The sequence below is a fragment of the Propionispira raffinosivorans DSM 20765 genome (genome assembly GCF_000381065.1).
Lineage (GTDB): Bacteria > Bacillota > Negativicutes > Selenomonadales > Selenomonadaceae > Propionispira > Propionispira raffinosivorans.
This window is the reverse complement of record NZ_KB905850.1, coordinates 57,143-80,524: the sequence shown is the minus strand read 5'-3', so window position 1 is coordinate 80,524 and position 23,382 is coordinate 57,143. Positions and strand designations below refer to the sequence as shown.

The window sequence follows — 23,382 nt, the reverse complement described above, 5'->3', positions numbered from 1 at the left end:
CAGAAAACATTGAATAATGCGGTTTCGGGAGAACTTACATTTCTTTGGCACGAGGCTTGCAATATATAAAGGCAGGAGGGCGAATGATGAGAGAGAACATCCAAAATCTTATTGCAGAAGAAAATCATAATGAGCCGTATACGGATACAGAACTTTGTAAACAGCTGTTAGTGAGTCGAGAGTATGTAACATTACTTCGCAAAGAATTGAAAATTTTGGATTCAAGAGAAAGAAAACAAGAGTACATCTGCAAGGAAATTAGAAATATGCTTTCAGATAATAAGGATATTTCTAATTTAGAAATACAAAACATGCTGCAAAAACAAGGATATTCCATATCAAGTTATTTATTGCATAAATATATGAAAAATATCAAATTACAGAGCATTCATGCAGATCTCATCGGTGGATTACCAAAAGAAAGCTCTTCTTTGGAAATCGTGGAAAAATCATATCATGCATTCGAAAATTTAGTCGGTACGGGCGGGAGCCTTCATACCCAAATTCAGCAGGCGAAGGCGACGATGCTATATCCACCACATGGATTGCATTGTTTGATTGTTGGTGAGACTGGTGTCGGTAAGAGTGAACTTGCCGAAGCGATGTACCGATTTTCCATTGAGGCAGAATGTCTGCCTCAAACCGCACCGTTCACGATATTTAATTGTGCAGATTATGCCGAAAATTCACAACTTTTAATTACGCAATTATTTGGCTGTGTCAAAGGAGCTTACACGGGTGCAGCAACAGAACGTCGAGGCTTAATAGAACAAACAGATGGTGGAATTTTATTTCTTGATGAGGTACATAGATTATCCTCGGAAGGCCAGGAAATGTTGTTTCAACTGATTGATAAAGGCCATTTTCGCAGATTAGGGGAGGCCGATGCTGTAAGGCAGGCAAACGTGCAGCTGATTGCTGCAACCACAGAAAATATTGAAACGAGTTTACTCATAACGTTTAAGCGGCGGATACCAATGTTAATTAACATACCATCCTTAGTGGATCGTCCTTTAGTAGAACGACTGCAGCTGATTCAAAGATTTTTTGGGTATGAATCGGCACGGATGAATGCACCGATGCAGGTGGCACTTGATGTCATTAAAGCGTATCTTCTCTATGAGTGTAAGGGGAATATCGGCCAGCTTAAGAGTGATATTCAAGTGACTTGTGCTAAGAGCTTTCTGTCATATGTGACCAAAAAAGAAAGAATTGTTAAAGTTGATTTGCCAAATTTAAGTCTGTATGTAAAAAAAGGTTTGCTTAGAATTCAGAGCAATCGTCAAGAACTGGATGCACTGGTCTGGAAAGATTTTCATTTTGAGCCAAAGCTGTGCCAGGAACCAAGTTCTATGGAAGATGATGTTTATAGTTTTCCAAAAGCGTTTTATGGATATATTGAACAACGACATACCACATATGTTAGTCAAGGGATGGATGTGCAGCAAATCAAGCAGTTAATAGGTGATGAGATTGAACAAAAACTGCAAAATGTCATTGCGCATATTAAGCATCGTTTGACACCGCTTACACTTGCGGAGGTTTCTAAAGTCGTTGGGAATGAAGTGATATATCTGGCACAAGATATTTTACGAGTGGCAGAAAACGAGCTTGGTAAATTGGATGAATCGCTGGTGTATTGTTTAGCCATTCACTTGAATGCTACCTTTACCAGGCTCAGTCAGGGTACGAAAATTATCAATCCTAATTTAGAGGATATTAAAAAGAAATTTCATGTAGAATATGCGGTTGCAGCAAAAATGGTGAATGTGATTCGCGAGAAATACCAAATAGATTTGCCGGATGATGAAATTAGCTATATTGCTTTATATTTACATGGTAATGAGAGAGAAGATGAAGGCAATGTCGGTGTTGTAGTGGCAACACATGGTAATGTGGGCAGTAATATGTTGGAAATTGCCCATAAACTGCTCAATGTAACACATGGAAAATCATTCAATATGAGTTTTGAAGAAAGTCCGCATGATGCCCTAGAACGATTAATGACGGTTATAGTAAGTGCGGATGAAGGCAAAGGTGTATTAATAATGGTAGACCTTGGGTCGCTGCTAACTTTTGGTGAAATTATTCAGACGAGGACAAAAATAAACGTTGAAACGATTGGCCGTGTGGATACGATGATGGTAATTGAAGCCTTGCGGCGCAGTATTTTACCAGGAACGCATTTAACAGAGTTGATTTCTGATATTGAAAAATTAAACTATATTTTTCCTAAAATGAGAGCACAACCACAAAATGTTTTGCGGCAAAAAGCCATTATCACAATTTGCTTTACGGGTGAAGGTGTTGCACTCTACTGTCAGGAACAGATGAAAAAAATGTTTGGTGACAGATTACAGAATATTGCCTTTTTAAATGTGGGAATGATTGGTCGTCATGATATTTATAAACAAATTCAGCAAATTCTGATGCAATATGATGTCATAGCGATGGTTGGCAGTGTTGATCCGCATATACAAGGGATACCTTATATTTCGATGAGTGAACTTTTATCGCAGCCTGATGGTAACAGCAGTGTAGAGTATCTCCTAAATGAAGCAATGAATCCAGTCGTACTTATTGAACAAAAGCAGGTTACGGTACCAGATGTGGTAAAGAAAATGAAAATTCTTATGTTAGACAACGTACATTATACAAAAACAGAGATCTTGAAAAAAATGTGTACGATATTAATGGAAGAAAAGTATGTAAAACAAGGCTATACAGAGGCCGTTTTTGCTAGAGAAAAAATGGGGTCTTATTTAATTAATGAGAAGGTTGCATTACCGCACGCAGATAGTTCTTATGTTAATGAATCGATCATCATACTTGCTAAGTCTAATACCGGTATTACTTGGGCTGATAAAAAATCAACGAAGATTATATGTCTATTGGGACTCGACATTAATGGTAAAGATGGTGTGCGGTATTTATATCAACGTTTCCAAAATAATGAAGTTATTCGAAAAATTGAAGAAGCAGATACAGAAGCAGAATTAAGGGAGGCATTGATTTATAATGCAAATTAAAATAGATGAAGATTTAATCATATTGGGGCTCAAGGGAAAAGAAAAAGAAGAAATTTTATCCCAAATGGCGGATAAGCTTTTTGAGTGTGGTTATGTGAAAGACAGCTATAAAAGTGCTGTAATTGCCCGAGAACAGGTATTTGCTACAGGATTGCCGACAGCCAGCTATGGAGTCGCAATTCCTCATACCGATATTATTCATGTAAATGAGCCGACAATCTGTATGGCAAGGTTTGAACAAGCGGTGGACTTTGTCATTATGGGGGAAGAAACAGAAACGATTTCAGTAAAGCTGGCCTTTATGATGGCGATGAAAGAACAGCACGCTCAGCTTGGGGTATTGCAGAAACTCATGGCAATTTTACAAGACCAGACTGCCCTGGCTTATTTGGCTGAGGAAACAAACAAGAGAAATATTAAATCATTTATGTTAGACAAATTAGGTATTGAAGAGAAATAAGCAGTTTTATATAGAAAAACTGTTTATATAATTTTATGAATGGAAGGAGGTGATTATGGTGGATAGACAAAAAATCGTCTTAGTTGCTTGTGGCACAGGGATTGCTACTTCAACTGTTGTAGGACAAAAAGTGGAAACTTTATTGGCTGCCAATCATGTTAATGCAAAAGTTATTCAGTGTAAAATCACGGAAGTAGGAAGCTATGAAGATCAAGCGGATCTTTTAGTGACAACTACCATCTTATCAAGAGCCTATAAAATTCCTGTAGTGAAGGCTGTAAACTATTTAACAAATATCAATCCCGGTAAAATTGATCAGGAAATTCTTGACGCATTAAAATAAAAACAGGGATATTTATGTAAAATGCATCATTTTTAAAGGTCTAATTTAAGTATAGTAGGAGGAAATAATATGTTATTAGAGTCCGTACAATTTATTTTGAACTTAGGGCCTACTGTTATGTTACCAATCGTAATTACCTTGATCGGTATGGCATTTGGACAAGGTTTCAAAAGAGCATTTCGATCTGGGATAACAATTGGTGTTGGTTTTGTTGGTATTAATCTGGTAATTAATTTACTTGTAACGAATTTGGGCGGTGCGGCACAACAAATGGTTACAAGATTTGGGTTAGTGTTGAATATTATAGATGTTGGTTGGCCGGCAGCAGCAGCAATAACCTGGGCTTCGCCAGTGGCTGCCATTATGATTCCAATTTGTATGGCCGTCAATATTGTTTTGCTAATAACAAAATGTACTGATGTAGTCGATATTGATATATGGAATTATTGGCATTTTGCTTCAGCCTCAGCAACGGTTTACGTGTTGACAAGCGGTAATTGGCTACTGGCGATTGTAGCAGGTATTTTATATGAAATTGCTGTTTTAAAAATTGCTGATAAAACAGCACCAATGGTTCAGAAGTTTTTTGGACTGGATGGTGTATCTTTACCAACTGGTTCAACGGCTGCTTGTGGCCTCATCGGTATACCTATCGTTAAACTCGTACAAAAAATTCCTGGAATTAAAAATTTGAAAGCCGATCCGGATACGATTCAGAAACGATTTGGTATTTTTGGTGAACCGTTGATGATGGGACTTATTCTTGGTATGCTGCTGGGAATTCTGGCTGGTTATGGATTGGATAAAATCTTACAAATTGGTGTTTCCATGGCGGGTGTTATGTTCTTAATGCCGCGTATGGTCAAAATATTAATGGAAGGGTTAATACCTGTTTCAGAATCTGTTAGAGAATTTTTACAAAGCAAGAATTTTGGTAAAGACAGGAATCTTACAATTGGTTTAGATGCAGCTGTGGCAGTAGGTCATCCCGCTGTAATAGCGACGGCACTGGTATTGGTTCCTATTACATTGTTTTTAGCAGTTCTTTTACCAGGGAACCAAGTACTTCCGTTTGGTGATTTGGCTACAATCTGTTTTTATGTTGCGTTTATCGTTGGTGCAGCACGAGGCAATATCGTTCATTCCGTTATCGCAGGCACGATCGTTATGGGATTGGCATTGTTAATGGCAACGAACATTGCGTCGTTCCATACGCAAGCAGCACTTTTGGCACACTTTAATATGCCAGAGGGAACAGCAATGATTTCAAGTTTAGATATGGGTGGTAACTTCTTAAACTGGATCGTAATTAAAATATTCCAGTTGATTTAAGCTAAAAATCAAGTAGAAGGATGTTTAGCGTGGAACGAATATAAGTTTCGGTATTTTGAGCAGGCCAAAGAGTACTTTAAAGCTATCAAATTGGCAGTTATGCAGCTGGAAAGTACTCTTTAACCTCTTGGTATAAATAAAGGATAGGAAGTGCTGAAGATGAAAGCAGCAGTAATTTATGGAACGGGTGATATCCGTTACGATGACATCAAGGATCCAGAGTGTGGAATAGATGATGTTATTATCAAAGTAAGTGCTTGTGGGATTTGTGGTTCAGATAGTCCGCGTATTTTACAAAACTGGAAATATCCGGTTCCGGGTGTACCGGGACATGAATTTGCTGGCACAATTGTTGAAACCGGTGCAAATGTTAAAGAGTTTGCGTTAGACGAAGCCGTGGTTGCTCAGCCGTTGATTCCATGTGGAGAATGTATTAATTGCAAATCAGGATTTTATTCTGTTTGTGATGATATCACGATGCTTGGCGCTGATGTCCCCGGGGGATATGCCCAATATGTCAAGGTTCCGGCAGCGAATGTTTTGCGTACTGGTTCCATTGAACTGCAAAAAGCGGCTTTGATTGAACCCTGTGCAGTAGCAGCCTATGGCGTTTTGGGAATTGCTCCTAAAATGGGTGATACAGTGGCAATTTTAGGTATGGGAACAATTGGTCAACTTGTTTTACAGTGGTGTAAGATTTATGGCGTGCGTCGTGTTATTGCAGTTGATATTTCGGAACGAAAACTTGCTGAAGCCAAAGCTTTGGGGGCGGATTATTGCATCAATGGTTTAAAAACAGATGTTGAAAAAGAAATTTTAGAATTAACAGGCGGAATGGGCGTTGACATTTCCATGGAAACTGCTGGATCAAAAATCACACAGGAACAGTGTCTTGTGGTGACTAAAAAACGTGGTAAAGTCGGCTATCTGGGTATTGCCCGCAGTGATATTTTATTGAAAGAAAAATCGTTTGAAAGTATATTTCGCCATGAATTGACGCTGAAAGGGTTTTGGAATTCTTATTCTGCACCATTCCCGGGGGCCGCGTGGAAAAAGAGTATTGAATACATCCAAGATGGCAGGATTGAACTTGAAAAATTGATTTCACATCGTTTTGCGTTGTCTGAGGTAGAGGCTGCTTTTTCGATGATTAAAGAGCGCAAAGAAGAATATAATAAAATTTTATTGGTTGTAGAGTGATGGAGGCTGTTATGGATACATTGAACTTGAAAAAAATCGCTCAGAATGTACGCATCAATATTATTAAGATGCTGGCGGAGGCAAAGTCAGGACATCCTGGTGGATCGCTTTCCATGGTGGATATTTTAACGGTACTTTATTTTGAAAAGATGAATATAGATATAAAAAATCCGAAATGGGAAAATCGCGATCGTTTGGTTTTATCCAAAGGACACGGGGCTCCCGGACTTTATTCAGTCCTTGCTGAAAGAGGATTTTTTAAAAAAGAAGAACTGCTTAAATTGCGCAAATGTGGCGCGATGCTGCAAGGTCATCCTGACATGAAAGGAACACCTGGTGTCGATATGTCTACCGGGTCTTTGGGACAGGGGCTGTCCGTTGCAAATGGTATGGCAATGGCAGGAAAATTAGATGGAAAAGATTATCGAGTTTATGCTATTGCTGGAGATGGAGAAATACAAGAAGGCCAGATTTGGGAAGCGGCTATGAGCAGTGCTCATTATAAACTTGATCATTTGACATTATTTATTGACCATAATGGTTTGCAGATTGATGGTTCAAACGATGAAATAATGGGTGTGAATCCAATTCCAGAAAAATTCCGAGCATTTGGCTGGAATGTAATTGAAATTAATGGACATGATTTCGAACAAATTGAAGCGGCGATTGCGATGGCACAGACCATAAAAGGCAGACCGACGGTCATTGTTGCTGAAACAATCAAGGGCAAAGGTGTATCGTTTATGGAAAATCAAGTGGGGTGGCATGGCAAAGCGCCTAGCCTGGAGCAACGTGATCAAGCGGTTGCAGAACTAGAAAGTGGTGAAAAATAATGGGAGTGGCAACGAGAGAAGCTTATGCAAAAGTCTTGCAGGAAGAGTTAAGTAAAAATCCGAAAGTTGTAGTATTAGATGCGGATTTAGGTAATGCTACGAAATCAATTGTATTTAAAAAGGTTGCGCCAGAGCGTTACTTTGATATGGGTATTTCCGAACAGGACATGATGGGAACGGCAGCTGGTCTTGCAACTTGCGGTAAGATACCAATTGCGAGTACATTTGCCATGTTTGCCGCAGGTCGTGCTTTTGAGCAAGTTCGTAATTCGATTGCTTATCCGAAATTAAATGTGAAAATTGCCGCAACCCATGCTGGTGTAACAGTTGGTGAAGATGGCGGAAGTCATCAGGCGATTGAAGATATTGCTTTGATGCGCAGTATTCCTAACATGACGGTGATCAATCCAGCCGATGGAAAAGAAGCAGAAGAAGCAATTAAGGCAGCGGTACAATATTATGGACCCGTGTATATTCGTCTGGGCAGAGCAGCAACACCAGATTTACATGACGCAGGATACCAGTTTAATTGGGGTAAAGGTGAAGTACTGCGTGAAGGCAAAGCTGTCGGGATTATCGCAACAGGAATTATGGTTGCGAAGGCTCTGATAGCTGCGGAAAAATTACACCAAGAAGGTATTGAAGCCAGGGTTATTAATATTCATACCATTAAACCCATTGATGAAGCATTAATTATTGAAACAGCAAAACTTACCGGGAAAATTGTGACGGTTGAGGAACATAGCGTAATCGGTGGTCTTGGTAGTGCCGTTAGTGAAGTTGTTTCACAACATTATCCCGTTAAAATAGCAATGGTTGGTGTAAAAGATCAGTTTGGTTGTTCTGGTTCGCCAACAGAACTTTTGGAAAAATATGGATTAACAGAAACGGATATCATAAAAGCAGTAAAATTTTTGTCTTGAGTATTATGGATATGGTTTGCGGTAATCGTGACAAAAATGCTAAATTTATAAGTTGACTTAGTGGAGGAATCAGTATGAAAGCATTAGTAAAAACAGCTTTAGGGGTAGGTCATTTAGAAGTGATTGATCGTGAAGAACCGCAAATAAATGCGGATCAGGTTAAGATAAAAGTGAAATATGCGGGTATTTGTGGTTCGGATATCCATACATTTGAGGGCAATTATAAAGTAGCTGCCCCCGTAACGTTAGGACATGAATTTGCTGGTGAAATTGTTGAACTAGGTGCCAATGTAAAAGATTTCAAAATAGGAGATCGTGTTACATCGGAAACAACGTTTGAAATTTGCGGAACCTGCCGTTATTGCCAAGAAAAAAAATATAATCTTTGTGCAACTCGTAAGGGGATTGGTACGCAGCAAGACGGAGCTTTTACGAATTATGTAATTGCTCGTAAGGAAAGTGTACATCGTCTGCCTGAACATGTAACATTTTTAGATGCATCGATCACCGAAGCGGCAGCTTGTGCATACCATGGTGTTGATAAAGCAACCATCCATCAAAATGATATCGTGCTTGTGCTTGGCCCCGGACCAATTGGGCTGTTAGTGGCACAAATTGTTAAAGCAAAAGGCGGGACAGTTGTGATGACTGGTCTTACACAAGATTCAAAACGTCTGGCTGAAGCGAAAACCTTGGGGATTGATTATACGGTAGATATACAAACGGAAAGTCCGAGAACGGTGATTGATGGATTAACAGAAGGTTATGGTGCAGATATTTGTTTCGATTGTACAGGAGCCGTACCATCCATGCAGATGGGCATGGATTTATTAAGGAAACAAGGGCAATATATTCAAGTTGGTATTTTTGCTAAAAATGAAGTAGTAGTTGATTTTTCAAAAATAATCCAAAAGGAACTTGTTGTTTCAGGCAGTCGAAGCCAAAATACACATGATTGGGAACCAACATTGGATCTTATGAACAGTGGGGCTATTCAAGCGGCAGCGATGATTACACATAAAATGAAAATTGATGAATGGGATAAAGCATACAAACTCTTAAAAAGCGGTGAAGCCATTAAAATTGCTTTGGAACCCTTAGCGTAAATTTTTAATAAATAATTCCTGTTGTAGATTTCGGCCGGATGATACAGCAATGTGCAGGTTATTCTGCAGTTATTGAGCTCAATGAAAATTTTAAAATGTAGTATGTTCAGTTTCATCGTTGACAGAAAATAAATTTTTATTTTGACTATTTACGAGATACCAAGTTCGTTTTATATAAATATAAGAAAAATCCATAGTAAATAAATGTGGGGTGCAGTATGCAAAAAAAAATTGTAATTGGCAGTGATCATGCGGGTTTTTCGATGAAAACGTATTTAATTAAGCAATTGAAGCAGCAAGGCTTTTGTATTGAAGATAAAGGTACCTATAGTGAAGACGCCGTTGATTTTTCACCGATTGCCCAGTTGGTAGCGGAGACTGTAGCCGATGATGATTCAAAACTAGGAATCTTAGTTTGCGGTACGGGTATAGGCATGTCAATTATGGCCAATAAAGTGCCTAAAATTCGTGCATCGTTGGTACATGATTTGTTCTCAGCGAAAGCGACGCGGGAACATAATAATGCAAATGTGTTATGCATGGGAGCACGAGTCATTTCTCCAGCTATGGGGTGGGAAATTGCTTCCATTTGGCTGCATACAGAATTTTTAGGGGGGAAACATGAAAGGCGAATTCAATATATTGCCGATTATGAAGCTAATAAGGGCAAGTGAGGTGTAATTCAATGAATAAAGAAGCTATGCTTGCTGTCTTGGATTCGACATTGCTGAAACCGACAGCTAGTAGAACGGATATCACAATATTTTGTGAAGAAACGATTCAATATGGTTTTAAGACAGTTTTTGTCAATCCGTACTGGATACCCTATGCCGTAAAGATGTTGTCCCCTCATGGAATTAAGGTCGGTGTCCCAATTGGGTTTTCTTTGGGTGGAGCGACAACAAACACTAAGATTGCTGAAACAGCAGAAGCGGTTGAAAATGGTGCAGTAGAAATTGATATGCTGATTAATATCGGAGCTTTGAAGTCTAGAGAGTATAATGTTGTCAAACAAGACATTGCTGCTGTAGTACACACAGCTAGGGGGAATTTGACAAAAGTTATTATTGAAACAGCACTACTGTCTCAGGAAGAAAAAGTGGCAGCTTGTAAAATTATTATGGAAGCCGGTGCCGATTATGTTAAAACAGCAACGGGTTTCAATGGTGGTGGCGCAACGATTGAAGATATCAAACTGCTAAAGTCGGTGACAGGAAATTCGATTAAAATCAAAGCCGCTGGCGGCATACGATCATGGCAGGATGCCTGTGCGATGCTGGAAGCTGGTGCAAGTCGCTTAGGTACAAGCAATGCAGTGAAAATAATCAATGAAGAAAAAATAGACGGTGATTATTGATTTTGCTATGCGGTGGTACGATAAATAGGAATAAAATTTTTCTTTAAATCCTGTATTTTACAGGATTTTTTTGTTTTATGTAACGAATTTAAAATTCATGTTTTTTATGGCAAAAGTATTGAAGTTTTTGTTTATTTCTTATATAATGCAAAGAATATAGACCTGCCAAAAGGAGGTTTGTTGTAGCAGTGTAGGATGGTGGCAGGGGCTAGCTTTTGTAGTTTTGAATACAGCGATGTCTGTATTTGTGTAGGATGGTAGAAGGGTAGGGATAGCTATGTCTATTCAGTTTATAATTGTTTGTGTATATATTGCACTTTTGTTTGGGATTAGCTTTTATGTCAAACATCGTGCGGATCAAGGTTCAGCCGATTATTTATTTGCGGGACGAAAACTTACGGTTACGTTGATTGCCTTCAATGTAACGGGGCTGGCTGTTGGGGCGGCTTCTACAGTCGGCGTTGCTGAAAATGCAATTAGTGTTGGTTTGGCGGCGGGCTGGTATAATGCTGCCTGGGCTATTGGCGCTGTTATTATGGGAGTGGCTGCTGCCGGGAAATATCGGGCATTAGACTGCTCGACAATCCCGGAACTTTTTGAACGATATTACGATAAACGAGGTCGTATGATCAGTGCGGTAGGTCTTGCCATTATTTTATTGGTTATTACTTCCTTGCAATATATAGCGGGGGGCGCAATTTTGTCTTCGCTTATGCCGGATATGTTTACGATGCAAGGCGGGATGATTGTCAGTGCGGTGGTATTTATTGGGATAACACTAATCGGCGGGTTGTGGTCATCAGGGCTTTCTAATATTATGAGTGTAGCACTTATTTATATTGGTATTTTGTATTCGACGACGATGGTTTTGTATAACAATGGAGGTCTTGGACATATTGTAGAGCAGCTTCCACCAGCTGATTTTGGCTGGCTCAGCCCTTTAGGGGGACTGGGACTGGCTGTTGTGCTCGGCTGGATTTGTGTAATGTCAACACAGGCTATTACATCACAAGGAACGGTGCAAATTGCCTGCGGGGCCAAAGATGCAAAAACGGCTCGGCGAGGATTTATTTGGGGTGGGATTTTGATTTTTCCAATAGGATTTTTATGTGCTATTTTAGGGCTTGCCGCCAAGGTACAGTTTCCCGATGTGAATCCGACGATGGCTTTGCCGCAAGTGGTTATGAGTTTAGATCCGATTGCTTCTGGTGTTACGCTGGCAGCATTGTGGGCGGCGGATGTGTCAACTGCTTGTACGATACTTTTAGGTGCCGGCACGCTTGTTTCCCAAGACATCTATAAACGTTTTTTCAAGCCGAATATACAGGATCAAGAGTTTATCAAGGTCAACCGAATTATCATTTTAGTATTAGGTCTGGGGACGTTATGGCTCGCATTTAATGCGGTGGGGATTCTCAAAACAATGCTGGCGGGTCTTAGTTTGACAACGGCATTTACCGTAGTGTTTTTATTTACTGTTTTTATGCCGCAGCTATGCCGCAAAAGTTCTGCTTTTTATACGACGGTTGTTGGTCTTATTGGACTTGTTATATGGGGGATATTCCCTGAACTTCAAGTATTGGGACACCCTATTTATTTTGAATGGATTATTTGCACAGCAACATTCCTTTTGACCGCTGTATTTGATGCAGAACCAATTAAAAAACCGGCACAAATAGGAATAGATAATGAAACAAAGGAGGCATTTTGTGGAGACGTCAAAATTTACGAGCGTTGATGTTGGTCGGGCAGCCCTTAAAATTGCTGTGACGGCCAGCCGTGAAGAAGAAAATGAGATTAAACAAGCCTTGGCAAATAAAGCAATAAAAGCCACTGCTGTTGATTTTGGCGGCGAATTCGTGAATTCTATCGTCAAAATTATTGAACGAGCTGTGGTTGCCGCGCAGCGTCAGGAAATTGTGCCGGAAAACCATATCGGTGCTGGTGCGGTTGCGGGTGCTGCTAGTGCGGCACTTGAACAGGTGAAAATGAAAGCAATCGGTTTTAATGTTGGCGGGAAGATTGGTATTGCTCGTTATGGGGAACATCTTTGCGTAGCGATTTATATGAGTGTTGGGGTGCTTAACTTAAATGAACTTTGTGTGGGGCTTGCACATCGGTCCATTAAAGAAATATAAAAAAATCAGTGGATTCTGTATGGGGGATACAGAATCCACTGATTTTTTTGTCGAAAGGCAAAAACTATTTTGTAATAACCTGAGCGACGAGGGTTTTTATGCCAGCCGAAGGATCGGGAGATGCAGCCGTGTGGTTTAACTGCATAAAACTTAGCTGGGCTCCAATGTAGTTGCGGAATTTATTGAAACGGATGGTTTCAAGGTCAGTTGAACTCATCCCGTAATCAGTTTGTGCTAATTTTTTTAATAATTGTATACTGTTTTGTGCGGCAGGAACACTGATTACAAAATCATGATCCCCAAGATGAGTGATATAACCTTCTTGTTTATGCGGGAGTGGAAGGGTCTTGCCATCAGGCGCTAATAAACCTAACGCAACAGGGTCAACACCAGCAATAATCGAACTAGCTTGAATCCAGCTGACGACATCGGCTTCGTCTTTTGGTGTACCTGGATGATTATGGGCACAAGCCTGCGCTACAATAACTTCTGCAGGCAATTTGCGATGGATGGATTCCGCAATACTTAATATATGGTGGGAACCAGTGCCGGCGATTGTTAATTCTTTAAGGCAGGACCCGTCTGTATTCCATTGAAAGACCCATGGCTTGGCTAAATCATGTAAGGCTTCTGCGGCTAGGACAACATCACGATTCACTTCATATGATAAAGTATCTTGGTAGATGCTGCAGATGGCATCCGCAATACCTAGATTAATAGCAGTATGTATGGCAAGTCCACCAGGATAAGAATGGTGGCTGCTATAGCCGCTGCCGGGGGCGGATATAAAAAGCTGAACCGGTTTTGTTGGTTTTTGATACGGTGGGAATAAAGTTTCCCAAGTGATAATGGCTGGATCGACAAGCTTTTTCTGCAATAATTTTTGATACGTTCTTTCAACAGAACTATTGCTGGTATATTGTTCCATTACCGTTGGTGCCGGATATTGAATGATAGCTAAAACTTTTTCTCGTAAAGTCCGATCGGTAATTTTATTAACAAAAGTTAGAACTTTTTTATAAGCGTTTTGAACATTTTGTGATTTTTGCGATATAATCAAAGGATCAGTAGGGCATTGGGCAAGTGGAATCGGGGTAAGCTCAATTTGTGCAGCTGCCGATAAAGAGGGCATCTTCATAAGTGCAACAGCTGCAGCGGCTCCGATGGATATTTGCAAAAAATTTTTACGGCTGCATTTTTGGTTCGCAAAAGTAAAGAATGGATTCATTGCATCTACCTCCTGTATATATCTATTTTCATTATAATGATTTTGCCAAGCTAGCATGTTATCGTAATGTAAATTGTCTGTTAAGATTTTTGGTTTCGATATGTGATTTTTGATATAGATGTGCTATGATACAAGAATAAGCCACTACTTAAGGCCTAAGAAAATGTTCTTTTGTGTAAACAATATAAACAGGATGGATGTATTTTTTATTACCATATACGGTGGGCAACAAGCACATTTTGGCAAAGGAAAAGGGGTATGGATATGTTATCACAAGAAAGATTATTGCATAATTTTAATGCTATGAAAGAATTTACGGATACAGAAGACGGCATTACACGACTGGCTTTTTCAGATGAAGATTGGCGGGCGCGTGAGTTTATTATCGGTTTGATGAAAAAAGCTGGTCTTGCTGTTCGCAGCGATTCGTTTGGTAATCTAATCGGTCGTCGTGAAGGCTCAGATCCTACAGCAGATGTAGTCATGTTTGGTTCTCATATTGACAGTGTTCCCAAGGGTGGGAACTTTGATGGTGTTATGGGAGTTTTGGCATCAATTGAAGTAATTAATTGGCTCAATGAAAATAACTTTGTCAGTGAAAACCCATTAGAAGTTGTTGTTTTTATGGCGGAAGAATCCAGTCGTTTTGGCGCGGCAAATCTTGGCAGCAGAGCTTTTTGCGGTACGTTAACCAGTCCGGAATTGGATGCTTTGGTTGATGATATGGGGATTTCACTTGCTGATATGCTGCGTTATCGGGGTCTTGATCCTGCTTTGCTTGATACAGCAAAATATACGGGAAAAATTAAATCTTTTATAGAAATCCATATTGAGCAAGGTAAACTATTAGAAGCGGCTGGTAAACAAATTGGGATCGTTACCGGCATCGCTGCACCAACTCGCTTAAAAATAATATTGGCAGGTGATGCGGATCATTCAGGTGCCACGCCGATGCACTTGCGGCATGATGGTTTATGTGCGGCAGCCGAAATCATTTTGCTGGTCGAAAAATTGGCTAAAGAAGCCAAAGGTCAGCTTGTTGGTACAGTGGGTGCGATTCAAGTTTCGCCTGGTGTCATGAATGTAATACCAGGGCGTGTTGAGCTTGGGGTTGATATTCGCAGCATATCTATGCCAGCAAAAGTTCATATGGTTGAGCTGCTCTTGCCAAAGATAAAAGAAATTGCCGCACAGCGGGATATTCCAGTCCATATTAAAACAATCGTCAATGAAACCCCTGTCATCATTCAAGAAATGGTGCAGGATGCCTTAATCAATATCTGCAAAGAGGCAGACTATTCTTATATGAAGCTGCCAAGCGGTGCCGGACATGATGCGATGCACCTTGCTGCTTTTGCTCCGACTGGAATGATCTTTATTCCATGTAAAGGCGGCATTAGCCATAATCCAGCTGAATCGGCATCGATGGAACATATTGTAGCAGCGACAGATGTGCTCTATCAAGTTATCTGTAAACTGTCACAAAAAGAATTTAGCTGGAAGCAGTCTGTATAATTATTAGATTGTAGCCGTTGAAGCAGTTGCTTCAGCGGCTATTTTTACGTAAATGATTGTAATTAGGTGAATTGTTTGTTACAATTAAGTTGATTAAATCAACTATCTAGGGAGGAAACTATGGATTATAGAAATGCAAGTCGTTGGTTTGGTATATTAAATCGTCGTTCACAGGCGTATATTGTGAAAGCTTGTGAGCCTTTGGATATTACATTTTCAGAATATGTATTGATTCTGAACCTTTATGATCATGAGGGCGTAAGTCAGGAGGATATGGCAGGGTTAATGTTTGTTGATAAAGCTGTCGTTGCGCGGACGATTAAATCGCTGGAAATGAAAGGCTATGTACGACGCGTACAAGGTAAAGTGGACAAGCGGATCAAACGAATTTATACAACAGAAAAAGGAAATGAACAGGAAGAATTCCTGCGTAATGTAGTTTGTCGCTGGATTGATTTTTTGAGTGAGGGGTTAGACCCGAAAACCGTAGAAATTGTTTTGCAGGGCTTCCATTATCTATCGCACAGAGCGTATAGTGCTGATTTAGATAAAATTTAACATATAATAATATATAAACGCATTAAAGAAATTGCATCTAGAACAGCCTATTAGGCTGACAGGAATGGTGCATAGGGCATCGGTTGCTTCCTCCGTAACGCCACTCAACCCTATACACCATTCCCGTGTCGATTGCCATATAAAATATTTAATGCAACGTAGCCCGATTGGGCAATAGCTTTTTTATTGATAGAAGTGAGTCTGGATTTCATATTGATAATCGATTTGAAAGGAGATTTTTATGCGAAATAAATATAATTTTTTGTGGTTGATTGCTTTTGTCGTCATTCTATTGTTTTCGGGATGTGGGAAAAAAGCAGAAGAACAAGCGGTGCCGCCTATGGTGAAAACACAGATGGTTTCACTGGGAGACGGAGCGGAGACGTCAACTTATTCAGGTGAAGTACGTGGTCGCTATGAAAGTAATTTGGCTTTTCAGGTTGGTGGTAAGATCATTGCACGGAATGTGCAGCTTGGCAGTCGGGTGAAGGCCGGTGATATCCTTATGACGCTTGATGCGAAAGATGTTGCACAAAGTGTTAATATGAGTGCAGCTCAAGTCGAAGCAGCCCGGGCTAAGCTTAATTTAGCACAGGCCAATCTTGCCAGGTATCAGCAGCTCTATAATGAAGCGGCAATCAGTGCATCAACAATTGATCAATATCAAACCTCTTATGATGCGGCAGTAGCAGATTATCAGCAGGCGCAGGCACAGTATGCCCAAAACAGTAATTCGCTTGGGTATACGGATTTAATTGCGGATAGTGACGGAGTCGTATCAGCTTTAAATGGAGAAGTGGGACAGGTTGTAGCATCGGGACAGAGTGTACTTACTCTCATAAAAACGAATGAACTTGAAGTGGAAATCAATGTACCAGAAAATCGTGTTCAGGATATGTCAGTGGGCAAAGATGTTACAGTTGGTTTTTGGGCCATGAATAACTTGCAGCTGCAGGGGAAAGTTCGTGAAGTATCTCCTATGGCAGATAGTGTAGCGCGTACCTATAAAGTTCGTATTAGTTTGTTAGAACCACCGGAATCTATTCAGCTAGGGATGACGGCGAGCGTGAATGCGGTCAATGCAAAAGGCACAGATAGCAATTATTTATATTTATTGCCTTTATCAGCTATTTATCAGACGGGTGCACAGCCGCAAGTTTGGGTAGTTGATGATGATTCCCTCGTGCATTTGACGGATATTACTGTGGAATCATTTGGTGACAATCAAGTGAAGGTGACGTCAGGGCTTAAAAATAAGGACGTCGTCGTGATTGCCGGGGTGCATAAATTACGAGATAATCAAGAAGTTCGTGTAATGTCTGGTGATGGTCAATGAAAAAATTCAATTTAAGTGAAATTTCATTAAACAACAAAACACTCGTCTGGTATTTCATTATTGTTGTATTTTTCATGGGGATTTTTTCCTATATGAGACTTGGACGGATGGAAGATCCGGAATTTATTATCAGGCAAATGATTGTCAACGTTGCGTGGCCAGGGGCAACGGCATCACAGATGGAAGAACAGATTACCGATAAAATTGAAAAAAAATTACAGGATACGCCAGGTCTTGATTATGTAAAAAGTTATTCACGATCTGGTTCATCGGTAATCTATGTAACGCTGCGTCAGGATGTCGATTCTGATAAGATTCGATCCACCTGGCTGGAAGTTCGAAATCTTGTTAACGATATGAAACAAGATTTGCCAGAGGGTGTAGCTGGTCCGTATTTTAATGATCGATTTGATGATGTATACGGTTCGATTTATGCGTTGACGGCAGATGGATATTCATATGAAGAAATGCGGCAGCAGGCAGAAAAAATTCGCCGCCTTTTGCTGCAAACGCCAAATGTAAAAAAAGTAGAACTGGTCGGCGAACAGCCGGAAAAAGTTTATATCGAAATTGCTAATAATAAATTGGCTGAGCTTGGTATTGATGCCAATACGATTGCTAATGCTGTAAAAACACAAAATGCAGTGACACCCGCGGGAATGATCGAAACATCAACGGATAATGTCTATATGCGTGTTACTGGCATGTTTGATGATATTGAAGCAATTCGCAATTTGCCGATTCGGGGGAATGGCAAAACATTTCGTTTGGCAGACATTGCAACGGTGGACAGACGTTATGTCGAACCTGCCGAACCGAAAATGTTTTATAATGGGCAGGAAGCAATCGGGATTGCTGTGTCGATGGAATCGGGTGGCAATATTTTGACACTGGGTGACAACTTAAACAATATTGTTGCGAATGTCAAAAAAGATTTACCATTGGGACTGGAGATCAATCCAGTTTCCGATCAGCCGCTCGTTGTTAAAGACGCTATTAGTGATTTTGTCAGTACGCTGCGGGAAGCAATTATTATTGTTTTGGCTGTCAGCTTTTTGAGCCTGGGCTGGCGTACGGGCCTTGTGGTAGCTTGTTGTATTCCACTTGTCCTTACCGGTGTTTTTTGTGCTATGCAGATTATGTCAATTGATTTGCAAAAAGTATCACTTGGGGCCTTGATTATCGCTTTGGGCCTTTTAGTTGATGATGCTATCATTGCGGTTGAAATGATGAGCGTAAAACTAGAAGAAGGCTGTGATCGTTTCAGCGCAGCTTGTTATGCTTATTCAGCAACGGCAATGCCCATGCTTACTGGTACCCTTATTACTTGTGCGGGTTTTATACCGGTGGCTTTTTCGAAGGGGATGGCAGCGGAGTTTACCAAAGCATTGTTTCCAGTTATCGGTATAGCGCTGCTTATTTCTTGGGTGGTATCGGTTATGGTGGCACCACTATTTGGCTATAAGCTTATTAAGGTTAAGGTTCATAAAAAAGAAGATGGCAAAATTGATCCTTATCAAAGTAAATTTTATAAAATATTTAAAAAAATTCTCATTTGGTGTTTGGATCATCGCAAACTGATTCTTGGGGCGACTTTGATAAGCTTTTGTATATCCGTTTATATGATGCAGTTTATCAAACAGGAATTTTTCCCACCATCTTTGCGTCCGGAAATTATTGTTGAAATGACTTTGCCGGAGGGGTCATCCATTAAGTCGACCGAAAACGAAGCAAAACGTTTTGCTGATTTTCTCGATCAGGAAACTGGTGATATTAAAAACTATTCATATTATGTGGGGGAAGGTGCACCACGTTTTGTGCTCACGACAGAACCTGTTTTGCCAGCGAAAAACTATGCGCAATTTGTGGTTGTGTCGAAAGATGTTGCATCGCGTAAGGCACTTACCGCAAAAATTAATGAACAACTTGATACGAAGTTCCCGAATGTTCGCGGGAATATAAAATTCATTCAAACGGGTCCGCCAGCAGCTTACCCAATTATGCTGCGCGTTTCCGGCTATGATCATGAAAAAGTTCGTGAAATCGCCGGCAGGGTTAGCGAACAAATGGCGCAGAACCCTAATATTGAGCAGATCAATTATGATTGGAATGAAAAAAGCAAGGTTATGCATCTTACGGTGGACCAGGATAAACTTCGTAACCTGGGCATTACGGGAGAGGATTTATCAAAAACTTTATATACGCAGCTCTCCGGAGCATCCGTGGCGGAGTATTATGAAAAAGATAGAACGATTGATATTGTTTTTAAACTAAAAGATGAGGACCGTTCAGACTTAGCAAAAGTGAAAGATATTCCAATTTATCTTGGCAAAAGCGGTTATGTGCCGCTGGAACAGATTGCTAAAATAAGCTATGATGCGGAAGATGGCTTAATTTGGCGGCGTAATTTAGAACCGACAATTACCATTCGCGCGAATATTATTTCCGGTACAGCGAATGATGAAACACAGAAGGCCTATGCATCTACACAATCTATTCGTGCAGATTTACCAATGGGGTATTCAATCGATGTAGATGGTGCTTTAGCTAATAGTAATGATTCCATGAAATTCCTTATGGTGCCAATCCCTATTATGCTCATTACGATCATAACATTGTTGATGTTCCAGCTTCGAAGTATGTCCTTAATGTTCTTGACACTTATGACAGCTCCTTTGGGCCTTATTGGTGTCAGCATCGGTATGCTCGTCACAAATCAAGCTATGGGGTTTGTGGCTGAACTTGGTATTTTGGCATTAAGTGGGATGATTATCAGGAATGCGGTAATTCTAATTGACCAGATCCAAAAACATATTGCAGAGGGTGAAGATCAATGGGATGCAATCATTGATTCTGCAGTTTTGCGGTTTCGCCCAATCATGCTTACGGCAGCAGCAGCTATCTTAGGTATGATTCCTTTAATTCGCAATACGTTTTGGGGACCTATGGCAGTAGCCATTGCCAGCGGATTGTTCCTTGCAACCATTTTGACGTTACTGGTTTTACCTACCATGTATGCTTCATGGTTTCGAGTAAAGAAAAATAAAGAGAAAACAGATTGATTGAAAATTGGTACAGTGAAAACTGTGCCAATTTTTTTATGGAATATTTAAAATAAAAAACAGGATAAAAACAAATGCGTATAAAATTAGAATGAAATGAAATATTTTTTACAAAAGTATTGACATATTCTAAAACTGACTATATAATTGTAAACATATTAATCATATATGTTTAAGGAAATGCAGGTGGCGGTCATTACTCGGAAATATTCAATATATAATAGGAAAAGGGGCAGATTGTTATGAGTGAAGAAAAAAAATACAAGTTTGAAACAATGCAATTACATGTAGGTCAAGAAGAGGCAGATCCGACAACGGATGCAAGAGCCGTACCGATTTATCAGACGACATCTTATGTGTTCCATAATTCAAAGCATGCTGCCGATCGTTTCGGATTAAGAGACGCTGGTAACGTTTATGGACGCCTTACAAATCCTACAGAAGATGTACTGGAGAAACGAATTGCTGCTCTTGAAGGCGGTGTGGCAGCACTTGCTGTGGCATCGGGGGCAGCGGCTGTTACATATGCATTGCAAGCTTTAGCTCATAATGGTCAACACATTGTTGCGGCCACTACAATTTATGGTGGTACTTATAATTTGCTTGAGCATACATTTCCCGACCGCGGTATAGAAACCACCTTTGTTGACCCAACAAAAGGTGTACAGGTATTTGAAGATGCAATAAAAGAAAATACACGCGCTGTAGTTATTGAATCCATTGGTAATCCAAATGCAAATTTAATTGATATTGCCGCTGTAGCCGCAATTGCTCACAAACACAAAATTCCCCTCGTTGTTGACAGTACCTTTGCCACACCTTACCAATTAAGACCTTTTGAATATGGTGCAGATATTGTTGTTCACTCTGCAACGAAATTCATTGGCGGCCATGGTACCACGCTTGGTGGTATTATTGTTGACAGTGGTAAATTTGATTGGATTGGTTCCGGTAAATTCCCGCATTTGGTTGAACCAAATGTAAGTTATCATGGGTTGAGTTTTGCTAAAGATGTAGGTGCACCAGCCTATGTTATTTATATCAGAACGCTGCTCCTTAGAGACACTGGGGCAACTCTTTCGCCGTTTAATGCATTTTTATTATTACAGGGTGTTGAAACGTTATCATTGCGCGTGGAACGTCATGTGGAAAATTCTCTAAAAGTAGTTGATTTTTTAAGCAAACATCCTAAAGTAGAAAAAGTAAATCATCCAGTGCAAAGTTCGCATCCGGATCATGAACTTTATAAAAAATATTTTCCAAATGGCGGAATTTCTATCTTTACTTTTGAAATCAAAGGTGGAGAAAAAGAAGCACAAGACTTTATTGATCATTTAAAAATATTCTCTTTGCTCGCCAATGTAGCTGATGTGAAATCGTTGGTTATTCATCCAGCTAGTACGACACATTCACAGATGAACAGTGAAGAACTCCTGGCTAGTGGTATCAAACCAAACACGGTTCGTCTTTCAATTGGTACGGAGCATATTGATGATATTATCGATGATTTAGCACAGGCATTGGCTGCTGTCTAAACCATTTGGTAAAATTTTTATCGCGGATTTGTCCCCCGCAAAATCACGATAAATCTATAAAGTACAATGCAAAAAGCGAAGCAATGGCAATCTGCCGTCGTGCTTCGCTTTTTCCAATGTTTGCAGGAGTCTGCAAGGAGTGGTAGAATGACATTTATGAGAATGTTTGGCGATACGATAAGGGGATATAAATGTGCGGTTTTTACAGGGAATATGTTTAATTTCTATACTTTGTTTTTCAATGATAGCAACTGTTTTTGCGGAGGATAATCCGCAGGCATTAGCTGATATGACAGCGACATCGATGATTTTGATTGAAGCTTCGACTGGTAAGGTGATTTATGAAAAAAATGCAGAGTCCAGGCAATATCCAGCAAGTACAACAAAAATGATGACGCTGCTTTTGGCGATTGAAAATGCGAATCTTGACGATACAATTACCGTAGATGCTCAAGCGGCAGCTGTCGAAGGTTCTTCAATGTATCTGGAGACCGATGATCAACTAAAATTGAAAGACCTTGTGACGGGGATGATGCTGGCATCAGGCAATGATGCCACCGTCGCTGTCGCTGATTATTTAGCTGGATCGGTGCAGGACTATGCTGCATACATGACGGAAAAAGCGCAAGCGATTGGTGCAACAAATACCCATTTTGCGAATTCGAGCGGCTTACCAAATTCCGACCATTATTCAACGGCACATGATTTGGCACGTATAGCCGCATATGGTTATAAAAATCCAATTTTTCGCCAAATTGTTGGTACGAAAGAAAAAGAAATTCAATGGCAGTTTCCGTCTGCAAAAAAAATAAAATTTGAAAATACCAATGAGCTTTTAGGTGTATATCCTGGTGCAAATGGAATGAAAACTGGCTATACACAGGCAGCTGGCGAGTGTTTGGTCGCTTCGGCTGAACGTAATGGAGTTAACCTAATTGCTGTCGTCATGCATGCAGCGGATGATCAAAGGTTTATTGAAGCAGCGAAACTGCTTGATTATGGCTTTAATAATTTGAAAATGGTGCGAGCTTTTGCCAAAGATGAAGTTGTCCAAAATATTCGAGTGCATGGCGGTAAAACGTATCAATTGACAGCACGTCCTAAAGCGGATATTCTATATCCAATATCAGGCGATGACAGTAGTCATTTTTCAATTCAGATTAAGCCCGATCGTTATGTAAAGGCACCCACGCAAAAAGACACCGTCGTAGGTTATGTTTCTATCTTGTATGATGGTCAGGAAGTGAAGCGGGTTGACTTGCTGGCGGATGAGTCTGTTCCAGCAGGGTTTAACTTTTTTGCATTTTTTGGTGCAATCTATGACGGGATTTTTTCGTTTTTGGGTTTTGCCTAAGGTTTAAGCACATTAAAGAATGTGCGAAATTTTTCTGAATAATATCGCGGTGTAAAAAAGAAAGCAGGGATAC

19 protein-coding genes are annotated in these 23,382 nt (G+C 40.1%); 18 read left to right on the top strand and 1 reads right to left on the bottom strand.

Annotated features, from left to right (window positions below; translation table 11 throughout):
• The first annotated feature begins 83 nt into the window (after positions 1-83).
• The 12 genes from F606_RS0110820 to F606_RS0110765 all read left to right on the top strand — a co-directional run bounded on the left by F606_RS0110820 (position 84) and on the right by F606_RS0110765 (position 12,721).
• Positions 84-3,029 carry a sigma 54-interacting transcriptional regulator gene (locus F606_RS0110820; protein WP_245542113.1) on the top strand — a complete coding sequence of 982 codons (2,946 nt, stop codon included), beginning with the start codon at positions 84-86 and terminating at the stop codon, positions 3,027-3,029.
• Positions 3,019-3,489, top strand: coding sequence for a PTS sugar transporter subunit IIA (locus tag F606_RS0110815; protein WP_019553903.1), 471 nt, complete (start codon positions 3,019-3,021; stop codon positions 3,487-3,489). The genes F606_RS0110820 and F606_RS0110815 overlap by 11 nt, the downstream gene beginning before the upstream one ends.
• Positions 3,490-3,544: 55 nt before the next feature.
• On the top strand, positions 3,545-3,832 hold the full coding sequence (locus tag F606_RS0110810) for a PTS sugar transporter subunit IIB (protein WP_019553902.1): 288 nt from the start codon (positions 3,545-3,547) through the stop codon (positions 3,830-3,832).
• Positions 3,833-3,901: 69 nt separating this feature from the next.
• Positions 3,902-5,164 carry a PTS galactitol transporter subunit IIC gene (locus F606_RS0110805; protein ID WP_019553901.1) on the top strand — a complete coding sequence of 421 codons (1,263 nt, stop codon included), beginning with the start codon at positions 3,902-3,904 and terminating at the stop codon, positions 5,162-5,164.
• A gap of 159 nt (positions 5,165-5,323) precedes the next feature.
• Positions 5,324-6,364 (top strand): galactitol-1-phosphate 5-dehydrogenase, encoded by a 1,041-nt coding sequence (locus tag F606_RS0110800; RefSeq protein ID WP_019553900.1) that lies wholly within the window; start codon positions 5,324-5,326, stop codon positions 6,362-6,364.
• Between the two features lie 11 nt (positions 6,365-6,375).
• The gene (locus F606_RS0110795; RefSeq protein ID WP_019553899.1) at positions 6,376-7,197 is read left to right on the top strand and encodes a transketolase; all 822 of its coding nucleotides are present in this window, start codon (positions 6,376-6,378) and stop codon (positions 7,195-7,197) included.
• Entirely contained in the window at positions 7,197-8,120 is a 924-nt protein-coding gene (locus tag F606_RS0110790) for a transketolase family protein (protein ID WP_019553898.1), read from the top strand. The genes F606_RS0110795 and F606_RS0110790 overlap by 1 nt, the downstream gene beginning before the upstream one ends.
• A gap of 74 nt (positions 8,121-8,194) precedes the next feature.
• Positions 8,195-9,226, top strand: a complete 1,032-nt coding sequence (locus F606_RS0110785; protein ID WP_019553897.1) for a zinc-binding dehydrogenase — start codon at positions 8,195-8,197, stop codon at positions 9,224-9,226.
• 218 nt (positions 9,227-9,444) lie between these two features.
• Positions 9,445-9,900: a ribose 5-phosphate isomerase B gene (gene rpiB / locus F606_RS0110780; protein ID WP_019553896.1), complete on the top strand. Its 456-nt coding sequence runs from the start codon at positions 9,445-9,447 to the stop codon at positions 9,898-9,900.
• A gap of 11 nt (positions 9,901-9,911) precedes the next feature.
• The gene (gene deoC / locus F606_RS0110775) at positions 9,912-10,583 is read left to right on the top strand and encodes a deoxyribose-phosphate aldolase (RefSeq protein ID WP_019553895.1); all 672 of its coding nucleotides are present in this window, start codon (positions 9,912-9,914) and stop codon (positions 10,581-10,583) included.
• 277 nt (positions 10,584-10,860) lie between these two features.
• Positions 10,861-12,321, top strand: a complete 1,461-nt coding sequence (locus F606_RS0110770; RefSeq protein ID WP_019553894.1) for a sodium:solute symporter family protein — start codon at positions 10,861-10,863, stop codon at positions 12,319-12,321.
• Entirely contained in the window at positions 12,293-12,721 is a 429-nt protein-coding gene (locus F606_RS0110765) for a HutP family protein (RefSeq protein WP_019553893.1), read from the top strand. Before F606_RS0110770 ends, F606_RS0110765 begins: the two co-directional genes overlap by 29 nt.
• A gap of 64 nt (positions 12,722-12,785) precedes the next feature.
• Here F606_RS0110765 and F606_RS0110760 read toward each other — a convergent pair whose 3' ends face one another.
• Complete coding sequence (locus tag F606_RS0110760; protein WP_019553892.1) at positions 12,786-13,949, bottom strand: 3'-5' exoribonuclease YhaM family protein; 1,164 nt, start codon at positions 13,947-13,949, stop codon at positions 12,786-12,788.
• A 264-nt stretch (positions 13,950-14,213) separates the two neighbouring features.
• Here F606_RS0110760 and F606_RS0110755 point away from each other — a divergent pair, with 264 nt between their 5' ends.
• The 6 genes from F606_RS0110755 to F606_RS20990 all read left to right on the top strand — a co-directional run bounded on the left by F606_RS0110755 (position 14,214) and on the right by F606_RS20990 (position 23,309).
• Positions 14,214-15,464: a M20 family metallo-hydrolase gene (locus tag F606_RS0110755; protein WP_019553891.1), complete on the top strand. Its 1,251-nt coding sequence runs from the start codon at positions 14,214-14,216 to the stop codon at positions 15,462-15,464.
• A 120-nt stretch (positions 15,465-15,584) separates the two neighbouring features.
• Complete coding sequence (locus F606_RS0110750) at positions 15,585-16,022, top strand: MarR family transcriptional regulator (RefSeq protein WP_019553890.1); 438 nt, start codon at positions 15,585-15,587, stop codon at positions 16,020-16,022.
• Positions 16,023-16,263: 241 nt separating this feature from the next.
• On the top strand, positions 16,264-17,358 hold the full coding sequence (locus tag F606_RS0110745) for an efflux RND transporter periplasmic adaptor subunit (protein ID WP_019553889.1): 1,095 nt from the start codon (positions 16,264-16,266) through the stop codon (positions 17,356-17,358).
• On the top strand, positions 17,355-20,420 hold the full coding sequence (locus F606_RS0110740) for an efflux RND transporter permease subunit (RefSeq protein ID WP_019553888.1): 3,066 nt from the start codon (positions 17,355-17,357) through the stop codon (positions 20,418-20,420). Before F606_RS0110745 ends, F606_RS0110740 begins: the two co-directional genes overlap by 4 nt.
• 242 nt (positions 20,421-20,662) lie before the next feature.
• Complete coding sequence (locus tag F606_RS0110735) at positions 20,663-21,955, top strand: O-acetylhomoserine aminocarboxypropyltransferase/cysteine synthase family protein (protein WP_019553887.1); 1,293 nt, start codon at positions 20,663-20,665, stop codon at positions 21,953-21,955.
• A 241-nt stretch (positions 21,956-22,196) separates the two neighbouring features.
• Complete coding sequence (locus F606_RS20990; RefSeq protein WP_071595048.1) at positions 22,197-23,309, top strand: D-alanyl-D-alanine carboxypeptidase family protein; 1,113 nt, start codon at positions 22,197-22,199, stop codon at positions 23,307-23,309.
• Positions 23,310-23,382: the final 73 nt, after the last annotated feature.

Bases quoted from the DNA above. Each gene is read 5' to 3' on its own strand.
- F606_RS0110820 (WP_245542113.1), top strand. From the start codon at position 84: ATGATGAGAGAGAACATCCAAAATCTTATTGCAGAAGAAAATCATAAT.
- F606_RS0110815 (WP_019553903.1), top strand. From the start codon at position 3,019: ATGCAAATTAAAATAGATGAAGATTTAATCATATTGGGGCTCAAGGGA.
- F606_RS0110810 (WP_019553902.1), top strand. From the start codon at position 3,545: ATGGTGGATAGACAAAAAATCGTCTTAGTTGCTTGTGGCACAGGGATT.
- F606_RS0110805 (WP_019553901.1), top strand. From the start codon at position 3,902: ATGTTATTAGAGTCCGTACAATTTATTTTGAACTTAGGGCCTACTGTT.
- F606_RS0110800 (WP_019553900.1), top strand. From the start codon at position 5,324: ATGAAAGCAGCAGTAATTTATGGAACGGGTGATATCCGTTACGATGAC.
- F606_RS0110795 (WP_019553899.1), top strand. From the start codon at position 6,376: ATGGATACATTGAACTTGAAAAAAATCGCTCAGAATGTACGCATCAAT.
- F606_RS0110790 (WP_019553898.1), top strand. From the start codon at position 7,197: ATGGGAGTGGCAACGAGAGAAGCTTATGCAAAAGTCTTGCAGGAAGAG.
- F606_RS0110785 (WP_019553897.1), top strand. From the start codon at position 8,195: ATGAAAGCATTAGTAAAAACAGCTTTAGGGGTAGGTCATTTAGAAGTG.
- rpiB (WP_019553896.1), top strand. From the start codon at position 9,445: ATGCAAAAAAAAATTGTAATTGGCAGTGATCATGCGGGTTTTTCGATG.
- deoC (WP_019553895.1), top strand. From the start codon at position 9,912: ATGAATAAAGAAGCTATGCTTGCTGTCTTGGATTCGACATTGCTGAAA.
- F606_RS0110770 (WP_019553894.1), top strand. From the start codon at position 10,861: ATGTCTATTCAGTTTATAATTGTTTGTGTATATATTGCACTTTTGTTT.
- F606_RS0110760 (WP_019553892.1), bottom strand. From the start codon at position 13,949: ATGAATCCATTCTTTACTTTTGCGAACCAAAAATGCAGCCGTAAAAAT.
- F606_RS0110755 (WP_019553891.1), top strand. From the start codon at position 14,214: ATGTTATCACAAGAAAGATTATTGCATAATTTTAATGCTATGAAAGAA.
- F606_RS0110750 (WP_019553890.1), top strand. From the start codon at position 15,585: ATGGATTATAGAAATGCAAGTCGTTGGTTTGGTATATTAAATCGTCGT.
- F606_RS0110745 (WP_019553889.1), top strand. From the start codon at position 16,264: ATGCGAAATAAATATAATTTTTTGTGGTTGATTGCTTTTGTCGTCATT.
- F606_RS0110740 (WP_019553888.1), top strand. From the start codon at position 17,355: ATGAAAAAATTCAATTTAAGTGAAATTTCATTAAACAACAAAACACTC.
- F606_RS0110735 (WP_019553887.1), top strand. From the start codon at position 20,663: ATGAGTGAAGAAAAAAAATACAAGTTTGAAACAATGCAATTACATGTA.
- F606_RS20990 (WP_071595048.1), top strand. From the start codon at position 22,197: ATGATAGCAACTGTTTTTGCGGAGGATAATCCGCAGGCATTAGCTGAT.